Origin of the sequence: Asticcacaulis biprosthecium C19 (genome assembly GCF_000204015.1) — a bacterium.
In the GTDB taxonomy this organism is placed as follows: domain Bacteria; phylum Pseudomonadota; class Alphaproteobacteria; order Caulobacterales; family Caulobacteraceae; genus Asticcacaulis; species Asticcacaulis biprosthecius.
The window spans coordinates 488,471-499,631 of record NZ_GL883080.1; the positions used below are offsets into that span (position 1 = coordinate 488,471).

The 11,161-nt window shown below is 61.0% G+C and carries 11 protein-coding genes; 5 read left to right on the forward strand and 6 right to left on the reverse strand.

Going from position 1 to position 11,161, the window contains the following annotated elements; all coding sequences use genetic code 11:
* Positions 1 to 443 (reverse strand): hypothetical protein (locus ABI_RS26010; RefSeq protein ID WP_040309793.1); only part of this gene is annotated, 443 nt, incomplete at its 3' end.
* Positions 444 to 720: 277 nt separating this feature from the next.
* Between ABI_RS26010 and ABI_RS20730 the strand changes: the two genes are divergently transcribed.
* Complete coding sequence (locus tag ABI_RS20730; RefSeq protein WP_006275032.1) at positions 721 to 1,008, forward strand: SEL1-like repeat protein; 288 nt, start codon at positions 721 to 723, stop codon at positions 1,006 to 1,008.
* Positions 1,009 to 1,026: 18 nt separating this feature from the next.
* Here ABI_RS20730 and ABI_RS20735 read toward each other — a convergent pair whose 3' ends face one another.
* A complete protein-coding gene (locus tag ABI_RS20735) occupies positions 1,027 to 1,734 on the reverse strand; it encodes a polysaccharide biosynthesis/export family protein (protein ID WP_006275033.1) in 708 nt (235 codons plus the stop codon).
* A gap of 268 nt (positions 1,735 to 2,002) precedes the next feature.
* On the opposite strand from ABI_RS20735, the gene ABI_RS20740 reads away from it, so the two are divergent.
* The 3 genes from ABI_RS20740 (at position 2,003) to ABI_RS20750 (ending at position 5,539) form a co-directional block, all read left to right on the forward strand.
* Positions 2,003 to 3,493: a GumC family protein gene (locus ABI_RS20740; RefSeq protein ID WP_245531410.1), complete on the forward strand. Its 1,491-nt coding sequence runs from the start codon at positions 2,003 to 2,005 to the stop codon at positions 3,491 to 3,493.
* 69 nt (positions 3,494 to 3,562) lie between these two features.
* Positions 3,563 to 4,276 (forward strand): P-loop NTPase family protein, encoded by a 714-nt coding sequence (locus tag ABI_RS20745; protein ID WP_006275035.1) that lies wholly within the window; start codon positions 3,563 to 3,565, stop codon positions 4,274 to 4,276.
* A 6-nt stretch (positions 4,277 to 4,282) separates the two neighbouring features.
* Positions 4,283 to 5,539, forward strand: a complete 1,257-nt coding sequence (locus tag ABI_RS20750) for an O-antigen ligase family protein (protein ID WP_006275036.1) — start codon at positions 4,283 to 4,285, stop codon at positions 5,537 to 5,539.
* 220 nt (positions 5,540 to 5,759) lie between these two features.
* On the opposite strand, the gene ABI_RS20755 is transcribed toward ABI_RS20750, so the two are convergent.
* The 4 genes from ABI_RS20755 to ABI_RS20770 form a co-directional block, all read right to left on the reverse strand.
* Complete coding sequence (locus ABI_RS20755) at positions 5,760 to 6,551, reverse strand: polysaccharide deacetylase family protein (protein ID WP_006275037.1); 792 nt, start codon at positions 6,549 to 6,551, stop codon at positions 5,760 to 5,762.
* 1 nt (position 6,552) lies between these two features.
* Positions 6,553 to 7,473 carry a glycosyltransferase family 2 protein gene (locus ABI_RS20760; protein ID WP_006275038.1) on the reverse strand — a complete coding sequence of 307 codons (921 nt, stop codon included), beginning with the start codon at positions 7,471 to 7,473 and terminating at the stop codon, positions 6,553 to 6,555.
* Positions 7,470 to 8,915, reverse strand: coding sequence for a lipopolysaccharide biosynthesis protein (locus ABI_RS20765; protein ID WP_006275039.1), 1,446 nt, complete (start codon positions 8,913 to 8,915; stop codon positions 7,470 to 7,472). Before ABI_RS20765 ends, ABI_RS20760 begins: the two co-directional genes overlap by 4 nt.
* Before the next feature lie 99 nt (positions 8,916 to 9,014).
* The gene (locus tag ABI_RS20770) at positions 9,015 to 10,529 is read right to left on the reverse strand and encodes an undecaprenyl-phosphate glucose phosphotransferase (protein ID WP_040309795.1); all 1,515 of its coding nucleotides are present in this window, start codon (positions 10,527 to 10,529) and stop codon (positions 9,015 to 9,017) included.
* 219 nt (positions 10,530 to 10,748) lie between these two features.
* On the opposite strand from ABI_RS20770, the gene ABI_RS20775 reads away from it, so the two are divergent.
* Positions 10,749 to 11,003, forward strand: a complete 255-nt coding sequence (locus ABI_RS20775; protein WP_006275040.1) for a hypothetical protein — start codon at positions 10,749 to 10,751, stop codon at positions 11,001 to 11,003.
* Positions 11,004 to 11,161: the final 158 nt, after the last annotated feature.

Sequence of the window (11,161 nt, forward strand, 5' to 3'; positions counted from 1 at the left end):
CTGCGCGGCGCCGGAGCGCTGCCGCCGCGATTTCCGCCGCCGTCACCGCGATTGCCGCCGCCACGGTTACCACCGCCGCGGTTACCTCCATCCCCTCCTCGGAGTCCCGGGTCGACTCGCGGGTTCTCTTCCTTTTCACCGGCGAAGCTGTAGCTTGGCACCGACGCAAGGCTGAGGACCATCGCCAGCGCCAGCAGCGGAGCCGCCTTCTTGGCCATCTTGCTAATCATGTTTTCCTCAACAGTCTGCCAGATCTCCCCGCTGCCGGGGTTTTTGTGCGCGGATCTGGCACGCATGGCGATAAAAAATATCGTCTTGACGGTGTTATGCCAGATTGTAGCTGAACTGAAACTGAATGAAAGTGTCAGCAATTCGCCCCGCACGCGAGGACGATGCGCGGTTAAGGCCGTGTTGAAAAAGCGATGTTTGCTGGGGCGGTACATGAGTCAAGTTCAGAGTGAACTGTGCTGTTAACGCAGATTGTTCTGTGGAGGCGAAGCAAACATAGAGTTATTATAGATATGTTTGCGTTAAATACTGCCAAATTATCTGAATTTTAGCAAATATGCATCAAAGTATAAACGGCTATGTTAAGAATTAAACTTCTGTTTACATAAAAAATTCAGTGTAAATTTCGCAATTAACTTTAATTTCATGGCGTAGTGGTGAACTCAGCGTGTCAACCAATTCAGGGGACGCGCAAAAAGCGCGGTATCGCCAATGACCACCACCGCTGTGGAAACCAAGACCATCCCGCTGCCGACCCCAGAGATGGGTGGCGACGAACTTTTCCGTCTGGGCATGATGTATTCGACCGGCCAGGGCGGCGCTCCGATCGATCTGATCTCGGCACACATGATGTTCAACCTGGCCGCCATGCGCGGTTCGGTCGAAGCCACCGTCTATCGCCGCGAACTGTCGCGCGAGATGGATCGTGAAGACATCGCCGAAGCTCAAAAGGCCGCTCGTCAGTGGATCGACCAGGGCCGCATCGGCTACGCGGCGTAAGGCACTTCGCAACCAGGGCTAATTGAAGGCCTGGTACATAAAGTAGTTCTGTACGCCGCCGGGGATCAGGTTATTGACCCACTGGTTCATGAACACCCCGGCTTCGGCGATCGCGGAACGCGGCACATATAGAATGTCGAATCGCCGCAACGCCACCATCTTGCCGGCCTTGCCCTTGAGAGGTGTTTTCAGGTCGATGATTCGCTGCATGGCGCCGCCGTTGCGTCCCCGCCGGATCAGCATGACCTTGTCGCGCTTGGCGCCGTCGGTGAAACCGCCGGCCGCCAGAGTCGCCTGAAGGGCGTCCATATCGGCCATCATATCGACCCAGCCCGGATTTCGGACCTCGCCGCCGACCAGGACGCGCATCGGCGTCGTGTCGCCGGGATATACGAAAATGGTTGGATCGCGCAGAATCTGCGCATATTTCGCGGCGATCATCGCCTGCAAGTCCGGCACGCTGTGGTAGGCGGCCATGACCTGACCGATCAGCGCCAGCGTAATCCGTCCGTCCGGGCCGATCTGGGTCTGGCGGTTCAGTTCGGGTGCCGACGGCACCACGATCTCCAGCTTGTCCCCCGGATAAAACAGATACAGCGGCTCGTCGTCCGTCCAGGTGGCGAAGGGGATGTCGTAGGCCTGCGGCATGCGTTCGGCCGCGCGGGCAGCCTCGGCCGCCGTGCCCGTCAAAACCAGTCCGGCGATAAGGGTTCTGCGCGAAATCATGCCGGCAAGCTTACCTGAGTCGTCTTTGAAGTTGGGCCGAAAAATCAGCCTCTCACGGCTAACATGGCAAATCGTAAACCTTCGTTAACGGTCTTTTACGTAAAGTCTTAAACTTACGGTTTTGTTAAGACTCAGTCGCTTGAACACAAAGTTCTGGCCAGTAACGAGAGAATCCATGCACCCTCAGGACAGGTGGGAAGACGAAGAGGCAACCGTTGTGCCTTTACGCCGCAAGTCCCGCGTTCAGGGTAAGGGCCAAGTAAGTGGAATGACGGCAGCGGCCGCAAAACCAGGGATGGCACGGCTGCAATTGGGGATGGATGACATCCTGCGCCTGCTGCTGCGCGAACTCTGGCTGATGGCGATCGTCTTCGCTGTCATTTTCGGAATTGGCGCCGCTGTGGCCCTGTCGATGCATTCGACCTACACTGCCAGCGCCAGTCTGTTGATGCAACTCAGCAAAGACTATGTCTACGATCCCCTGGCTGGCGATGCGGCACGCGGCGCCATCGCGACAACCGATGAAGTCGTGCAGTCCGAAGTCGAAATTCTCAACTCCACCGAGCTGAAAAAGCGGGTGATCGAGAAGGTGGGATTGAAGACCGTACTGCCCGAGACCCCGGCCATGTGGAACCCACAGACGCCGGCCCAGAAGGCTCAGGCCGAGGCCGCGGCACTGAAGGTGCTGCAGGGTGGGTTCGCCACCTCGACAGCGCCGCAGAACAAGGTGGTGCGCCTGACCTTCAAGCACGCCGACGCCATGTCGGCGGCTTTGATCCTCAACACCATGATCGACGAGTACCAGCTTTATCGCCAACAGGTCCTGACCGACTCGGTGGGGCCAGCCCTGCAACAGCAAAAGGACGCCTTCGATCGTAAGCTCGGCGAGGCCGACTCTGCCTATCAGAACTTCCTGGCGCAGAATGGGGTAGGGGACTTCATCACCGCCAAGGCGACCTATACCAGCCTGTCGCAAACCCTTACGACCGAACTGTTTTCGGTCGAGGCCAAACTGGCCGAGGACCGCGCCAGGCTCAGCGGCATTAATCGTAGCCTGGTCAGCCTGACGCCGGAGATGAGCGTCGAGCGCGACCTGGATCTCAGTGTCCCCAATAAGATCTTCACCCTGAAGCAAAAGCGCCAGGAACTGCTGACGCGGTATCTGCCAACGGCCCAACCGGTGAAAGACGTCGATATCGAGATCGCGGGCTACGAGGCGATGATGAATGGCGGCCAGGGTGTCGGTGAACAGGCCCATAAGGTCGGGGTCAATCCGATCTATCAGGACCTGACAACGCAGAAGCTGAATCTGGAAGCCGAGATCGCGTCGCTGGAAGGCCGCCGCAGCCTGTTGCGAAGCCAGGCCGATGACGTCAATGGCCGGCTGCTGGACCTGCAAGGGCTGGAAGCGCAATACAACAGCCTGACGATCGAACGCGACGCTTTGCAAAAGAATGTCAGCACCTTCACCCAGCGCCTGCAGGAAAACGAAGCTCAAAAGGAAATGACCAAGGGCGGCAGTGATGGCGTCCGCGTCGTCGAAAAAGCGTCGCTGCCGGATAAGCCCAAGAGCTTCAAGAAGATCATCCTGATCATGTCCTTCCTGTTCGCCGGCTTTACCGCCCTGTGCGTTGGCGGATTGCGGGTGGTGACGCGCAAGGGCATTGTCAATGCCGACATGGCGGCGCGGGCGCTGGATCTCCCTGTTCTGGCCACGGCGGGGGTCAAGTCGGCCGACCGACCCGTGCGTGCCGCATGACCCCGGCCTTGATCCGGTCGCGGCCGTCTGCGACAGTGCTCGTATTGATTCGCGTAGGCTTCCCCTTATATGGTTGATTTAACAAAGGAAATGGCCGACCTCATGTCGGCGCTGGGGCGGCCGCAAACGCGGTCCGGCCGTGCGCTGATGTTCGTCTCCGCCTTTACCGGCGAGGGCGTGTCGACCGTTGCCCGCGAATATGCTCGCTGCGAAGCCGCCTTCGCCAAACGTCCGGTGTGGCTGATCGATGCCGATCTGGCCCAGCCTTCCCAGATGCAGGCTGTCACCGAGGATTCCGCACGTTTCGGTCCACCTGGCACCCTGGCTAGCGCCTCGCCCGACGGCTCCGCCTTCTTTCGCCTGTCGCCGCCGGCGCGTGATGCCGCGGATCAGGAAATTCCCGACCACAAATACCTCGTCGCCCGACCGTTCCTCGACAACCGTCTGTGGGTGACGCGCTTCCGTTTGCGCAATCTGGCGCCCGGGCAGCGACCCAAGCTGAACGATCAGTCGTCCTACTGGCCAGCGCTTCGCAAACACGCTCAAACCATTGTGGTCGACGTTCCGGCACTAGATCGCTCGGCGGCAGCCTTGCAACTGGCGCCCCAAATGGATGGCGTCATCCTGGTCCTCAGCGAAGACGAGGGGGATATCCAGGCGCGTATCGACCTGAAGAATGATATCGAACAGGTCGGCGGCAACCTGATGGGCATTGTCTATAATCGCGCCCGCTCGCCGCGGTCAGCGGCCCGGCGGCCCATGGGCCGGTACGCGGCCCTGTAGCGCGTCATGCGCGCCTTGACAGATTTCATTGATGACTGGCGCGGCGCATGGCTGTCCCTGCTGTGCGCAATCGGCGTTCTGCTGGCCTTTTCGCAGGCCTGGCAGGCGCCCCTGTTCGGCTACTCCACCGATCAGGCCAGTTCGGGTGCACTGATCCGCTTCTTCTATTATCCGTTCTATCTGGCTGGCGTGATCGTCGCGCTCCTAAGCTGGAAACGGATGTTGGACGCGACCTGGCGTACGCCTATAATGTTGAGTTTGCTCGTTTTATGCGCGGCGTCATACTTTTGGTCTAACAATCCGGGCGACACGCTGCGTCGCTTCATTGCTGTGGGCATGACGATGTTGTGCGCCTATGGCCTGGCCACCCGCTTCTCCTGGCGACGTCTCAGTGAAGTCATGGCCCTGGCCTTTACGGTCATGGCGGTGGCCTCCATCGTCATGGCGATCCTGCCGCCACGCTGGGGAATCATGACCGAGTCGTTTCCCGGAGCCTGGCGCGGGGTCTGGATCGAAAAGAACAATCTCGGCGCCAATATGGCGCTCGGCTTTACGGCGGCCGCGACCGCGGCCTTGCTCAATCCAACGCGAAAGTGGCTTTGGGCTGTGGCGGCGGCTGTCATGCTGATTCTGGTTCTGCTGTCGACGTCGAAGACGGCGCTGGTGTCGGTGATCCTGGGTGTCGGTGGTATCGCCTTCGTCTTTCTGTCGCGTCGCGGCCCGATTTTGGGCATTGTTTTGATCTGGCTGGCGGTGACGGTCTTGCTCCTGCTGGGCGCGTTCGTGCTGTTTTTCCCGGACCAGATATTTCTGTTGCTGGGCAAGGACCCGACCCTGACAGGGCGTACCTACATCTGGGAGGGGATCGCGCATGTTATGGAGACGCGGCCCTTGCTGGGCTATGGCTACGCCGCGGTGTGGACCGATGAGAGTGAGTTCGCCCCCCTGGCCAAAATTACCCAGGTCGCGGGGTTCCGGGCCTATCATGCCCATTCGTGCTGGTACGAGGTGTGGCTGGCTCTGGGGCTGGTTGGGCTGATCGTCTGGGGTCTGGTCTTTGCCGAGATCTGGATCAAGGCGCTGTACAGCACCTATCGTGGCGACGCCGGCATGTTCGCCTTGCCGTTTCTGGGGATCTATACCCTGTCGAGCCTGACCGAAAGCATGGCGTTAAACTGGAACGACCTGCGCTGGTGCCTGTTTGTCATGGTTCTGGTCAAGGTATCCTTGCCGACCGATGAGGACGCTGATGCCCGGTTTTAAGAAAGGTTTTGGGCACGCACAGACACGAACGTAAGGGTTTGCAAATCCCCGCCGCGTAGCGGCTTCTTATGAAGAGAAGGTGATCCACAGATTTCGCAGATTAGCTCAGATTATTCTCAATCCTTCTAATCCCTCTAATCTGTGGACCACTTAATGGTAGATGCCGCTACGCGGCGTATTCGGATACTCCATTAAGTCGTGCGGTTCGTGGTAAAATTTCTTACGCCGCCCTGGATGCCGGCCCGGCCATCAGGGCCCGTTCAGCGCCGCCGGCAAAGGTCACGAAATCGAACCCAAGCTCTACACCCTTGGCCACGATCCGGTTCAACACCTCCGGCGTGCAGCCGAACGGCGACGGGGCCTTGCGCACATCATGCGTATACAGCACCAGCCAGCTTTGCGGCGTCTTCGCGGCCCGCTCCAGCCAACTCATCGCCACCCGCTCGCCGTCTTCCCCCTCAATGCCCACGGCCGGTGCCTGGTTCAGGTCCGTCCCCGGCACGATCAGGCCGTGATGCAGCGCCCGTGACGCCAGGTAGCGCTTGTCGACCACCGCCTTGGCCTGTGCCGACACGTCACCGTAGGGATAGGCGAAGGTCCTCGGCATGGGGATGCCCAGACTGTGCAGAACCGACTGGTTGTCTTCGATCGCCTTGTCGATCTCGTCCTTGCCCGCCCGGCCGCAGTCCAGATGGCCGTAGGTATGGCAGCCGATCTCGAAACCTGCGGCGTACAGCGCCCGGATGTCGTCGCCCGAGGTCATTGGCCCCATATGGCTGTCCTGGCCCATCATCCCGGCCGAAATGAACCAGGTACCGGTGACGCCGTGGCTTTTCAGAATGGCGGCCCCGTTGCGCGCCGAAGAGGCCGGTGCATCGTCAAAGGACACCGTCAGCATCGGTCGCCGGATCCCCGGCATGCCGATGGGTCGGGTGTGGCTAAACCGGGCGAAACGGCGGCGCAGCTTGCCGTACAGCGAACGATCGGCGGCGTAGGGCTTGGACTCAGACATTTCACACGACCTTGGCATAGAGGGCGGCACGATACAGACGAAGCGCAAAGGCGCGCAGGCGCACGGGCGCCGGCGACAGAGCAAAGGCTTTGAGCAGAGGGCGCAGCAGGCTAACGCCCGGTACGCGCTTCAGCATCCGCGCGACCTTGTAGCTGGGGTAGGTGGCGACGACCTCAGGATGCTTGGCGATGACGCGGGCGAAATTGGCAACCGACTGCTCGTATTTGCGCGCCAGGGTCTCCGCGCGGTCCAAGCCCATGTGGGTCGCGGTGTTATCGATATGGCCGACGCCGTAGCGGGCGGCGACACGCATGCCCCATTCGGTGTCTTCCCAGCCCCAACCGGTAAAGGCCGGATCGAAGCCCTCGGTTTCGAACACATCGCGCCGGATCAACAGGTTGGACGTGAAAATGTACTTTTCGGGCTGCAAGGCGCGGGCGGCCGCGTCCAGGCAGTCGCTCTTGGCCGCCATCTGCCGGTGAATGGCGGTCTCCGGCAGGTCCGGCGCCTGGAGCAGGGTGAAGCCGCCGAAGATCGCCGCGGGACGATCAACCGTGGCGTCCAGCCAGCGGTCGAGAAAGCCGGGCCCGTCGGGCAGCATATCGGCATCGAGGAATAGGAAGTAGCTCCCCCGCGCCGCCGTGGTCAGGCGGTTGCGGCCGCGTGCCCGGCCTTCGTTCTGGTCCAAGGTGATCAGTTCGCACGCCATGGGGGAGGCATTGATGAACATGGCGACATCGGCGGTGATTTGCGCCATCCCGGAGCCATCGTCGATGAGAATGATTTCGACATCGTGCGGGTCGCGCGTCTGCAGTGCCTCCAGAAGCGCCAGCGGCGATTCCTTGTAAAAGGGGATCAAGACCGAGAGCATCGGCGTCGCCGTCTCATGGGCGGCATTGCGCAGGGAGGCGAAGCGGCTCATGCGGCGGCCCCTTTCATCAATCGTTGACGAACGATATCGCGTATGGAATTGAGGTTCAGCAGCCAGGCCAGGGCGCCATAGATGACCATGCCGGTGACCGCGCGGATGGCGAGGTCCACGACATCGATCCCCCAGCGCGGCAAGACGGCCAGGACGGCCATCATCGCGCCGGCGCAGGCCGCCGTCTTGAGCAGGTCGATGGCGGGAACCGGCAGAGGCAGTGTCTTCAGTCCCAGCAGCCAGGATGCGGCGATGCCCAGGCCAAACGACAGGGCCGAGGCCCAGGCCGCGCCGACCAGGCCCATGGTCTGGATCAGAATGACGTTCAAAACGATGTTGCTGACCGCCGGCACGGCCATGGCGAAGACCAGCAGCCGGGTCTTCTTGGCCAGGGTGAAGGCCTGGAGGAAATAGTAGGTGTTCAGACCCGACAACACGGCGCCGATAGCGATCAGTGGGGTGACGCTGAGCGCCTCGGCGCGCAGGGCTTCTCCGATCAGCAGTCCGCCCAGTTCCGGCGCCACCATGATCAGGCCGGCGACAGCAGGAAACAAAACGAACGACATAACTTTCAACTGTTGACGTGCGTTGTCGCGCAGGGCGGAAACCCCACCGCTCTCCAGGGCATGGACCATGGCGGGCCCGCCGGCAGCGCCGAACCAGATGAACAGCACGTCGAGGATACGTGAGGCCAACGAGAAGCCGGCATGATAGGCGCCGGCCTCGGCTGCGTTGAGATAGTGGGCAATCAGGAAGCGGTCGACCGTGTACAGACCCAGGGTCAGGATTAGGGAGGCTGACACCGGCAGGCCGTACTGCAGGTAGGCCTTGGCGCGGACGGCGTCGAACCCGCCCTTCGCCGCGCGGCCCCAGTCTTCGCGAACGATGAAGGGCAGGGTCGCCAAAGCGATAATCCCGCCCCCCAGGATCGGCGCTGCGCCCCCCAGGCCGGCCCACGCGCATAAGGCGCCCAGGCCGAAGCCGCCGGCCGTCTGAAACATGTCAATCATCGAGGCCGCGCCGACACGGCCCTCGGACTTGCGCTGCTCCTGGACCATCTTGACCAGGGTGCGGAAGATGACGCAGCCCAGCGATATGGCGATGGCCATCTTGAAGGGGCCAGTGCCCGGCCACAGCCACAGGCCGAGCGCACTTAGGGCAGCAAAACCGATGAAGACGGCGACGACCAGGCGGTACAGCGTGCCATACAGGGCAGGCGCCGTGGCATCATCGCGGCTTTCGGCGGGGTAGAACCGTGCCATGGCCGCTTCGATCCAGGTAAAAAACATCGTCTGGGCCAGGGTGGTGATCCCCAGAGCCAGGGCGTAGTGGCCGTAATCTTCCGGCGACAACAGGCGCGTAAACACCGTCAGGCTGGCAAAACCGACCAGTCCCTGGAGAATGTTGGCCGGAAGATACCCCAGCAAACCTTTGACGTACATGCGCTTTCTGCGCTCCTGTTGATAAGTTATTTTAGTTGGCGCCTCATATTTATCCAAAAAGTGAACGGGTAACTTTCAGACACGTTTTGGCATGAGGCTTTAGCGAACTGACTTGGTATCGCCCAATAGACAGGGGATCGTCATGGCCATGATGTAGAGGTCGAACCACAAAGAATGGCGCTCGATATATTCGACGTCCAGCACGATGCGGCGGCGGACATCCTCGGGCGTATCCAGCGCGCCGCGTGAGCCCTTGATGGCGGCCCAACCGGTCATGCCGGGCTTCATGCGGTGGCGCCAGGCATATTCGGCGACCAGGCGCGCACTCTCATCCGGACCGGTCTTCATGCCGATGGCGTGAGGGCGGGGTCCGACCAGCGACATCTCGCCGGCCAGCACATTGAACAGTTGCGGCAGTTCGTCCAGGCTGGTCTTGCGGATGAAGCGGCCGACGCGAGTGACGCGCGGATCGCCCCGGGTGACCTGCTGCGATGCGGTGTGGTCGGTCATCTCGGTGTACATGGAGCGGAACTTCCACACCATGATGGCTTCGTTGTTGAAGCCGTGACGGCGCTGGCGGAAGAAGATCGGGCCCTTGCTGTCCAGCTTGATGGCGATGGCGACGGCGACCATGATCGGAGCGAACACGACCAGGGCGATCGTGCCGATGATCAGGTCCTCGACGCGCTTCAGCAATTCCTTGCGGTCGTCCTCGGAGATGCCGGAGACGCGCGTCAGCGGCATGTCGGCCAGGCGCGACAGAGCGGCCTTGCGCTCGGTGTCGGTCTCGACATCGACCAGCAGAGATACTTCATTGGGCAGCGAGCGCAGCTTCTCGATGACGTCCTTCACCCGCGCCTTGGCCGAGGTGTCGATGGCGACGACGATCTGGTCGACATAGGGCGTGATCTTGTGCGCCAGCAGCGACTGGACGTCGCCCAGCACCGGCACGCCGGAAACGGCCATGGGGTTGCGTGCCAGGCGGTCATCGAACACGCCCAGCACATTGACGTCGCGGCTTTCGATGGCCGCCTCGATCAGCTTCTGGGCATGGCGGGTGGCACCAACGATCACGACGTTGGGAGTCAACTTACCCTGGCGGCGCCAACGATCGACCAGGCTCCACCACAACATGTGCAGGGTAACGAAAAATGACAAGGCGGCGACGAACCAGAACCGCAGGGCAGAAATGACATTGTCCTGATTTGGCGCAAAGCCGGCCAGCCAGATGCCGGAGATGAGGGCGCCGGCCAGGACGCAGAACATCTTGGCCATATGTTTGATCAGATGCTCATTTCGGCCAAAGCGGTAGAGGCCGCTGCCGTTGAGCGCATAGAAGGTCAGGCCGGTGGCCAGCAGGAAGGGCAGGCTGTCGCCCAGTGGCGCATTCAGAAGGCCGGTAGGCGCAACCGGCAGTGCCGTCAACAAGCCGAAGAAAAACAAGGCCATGGCGTCGACGCTGCGGAACAGGCGCACGAACATGTCGCCGCTCTTGCGTTCACGGCGCGAGACCAGTTTTTCAGGACGGAACGGTCCCCGCCGCTCGCGCGGATCGAGGAAGTCGGCGTCTGTGGCGGTGGCCTTGACGAGCAGGCGCGGCGAGAGGGCGTTCATGACCTTAAGCGAACTTTCTGTCGTAGGGGTTCACGATAGGCGATCGGGCTTAGGCTTCGGTTAATTTGGCACAGATTTCTCTGATCCTGGCCCGCCTGTGCAAAAACGAGGCCTCGTATTTCGGGCATAGGGTTACCGTGCCGTTAACCGACGTAAACACATCGCAAATTTATGGCCGGAGGGTTTTAGTTGCGCTGCATCAAATCCGGGGAGATGACCATGAGCCTTGTCGGCGATATCGACAGCGTACTGCGCAAGCTGGACCAGAAGCTGGTCTGCACCCAGGTGGTGGTGGAGGCGGTCAAGCAACTGATAGAATTGTACCGCTGTGAGCCGGAAGGCATTCGCGAGGCGGTCGATGTGCATTCGTATGTGACGTTACAGTTCGCCCGCTATCATGCTCAGCAGATCGGCCGAGCGCAGCTGCTGAGTAATCTGGAAGCAGCCAGGGAGTTATCGCGGGTGCTGGCGTAGGAGGGAGTTTTTTGAAACGCCTCCGGCCGCAACGACGACAGATGGAGACGATGGGATTGGCTCCGCTGCGCTTCGCCGAACTCGCAAGTTGCGAGGGCAACTTGCTCGTTTCGAACCCAATGGGTTCTCAGCCACATGTATATCCGCCACTAAAAACG

Excerpts from the sequence above, each read along its gene's own strand:
- ABI_RS20735 (WP_006275033.1), bottom strand. The coding sequence starts at position 1,734 with ATGATTTCGCGCAGAACCCTTATCGCCGGACTGGTTTTGACGGGCACG.
- ABI_RS20745 (WP_006275035.1), top strand. The coding sequence starts at position 3,563 with ATGGTTGATTTAACAAAGGAAATGGCCGACCTCATGTCGGCGCTGGGG.
- ABI_RS20775 (WP_006275040.1), top strand. The coding sequence starts at position 10,749 with ATGAGCCTTGTCGGCGATATCGACAGCGTACTGCGCAAGCTGGACCAG.
- ABI_RS20755 (WP_006275037.1), bottom strand. The coding sequence starts at position 6,551 with ATGTCTGAGTCCAAGCCCTACGCCGCCGATCGTTCGCTGTACGGCAAG.
- ABI_RS20765 (WP_006275039.1), bottom strand. The coding sequence starts at position 8,915 with ATGTACGTCAAAGGTTTGCTGGGGTATCTTCCGGCCAACATTCTCCAG.
- ABI_RS20740 (WP_245531410.1), top strand. The coding sequence starts at position 2,003 with ATGACGGCAGCGGCCGCAAAACCAGGGATGGCACGGCTGCAATTGGGG.
- ABI_RS20750 (WP_006275036.1), top strand. The coding sequence starts at position 4,283 with ATGCGCGCCTTGACAGATTTCATTGATGACTGGCGCGGCGCATGGCTG.
- ABI_RS20730 (WP_006275032.1), top strand. The coding sequence starts at position 721 with ATGACCACCACCGCTGTGGAAACCAAGACCATCCCGCTGCCGACCCCA.
- ABI_RS20760 (WP_006275038.1), bottom strand. The coding sequence starts at position 7,473 with ATGAGCCGCTTCGCCTCCCTGCGCAATGCCGCCCATGAGACGGCGACG.
- ABI_RS20770 (WP_040309795.1), bottom strand. The coding sequence starts at position 10,529 with ATGAACGCCCTCTCGCCGCGCCTGCTCGTCAAGGCCACCGCCACAGAC.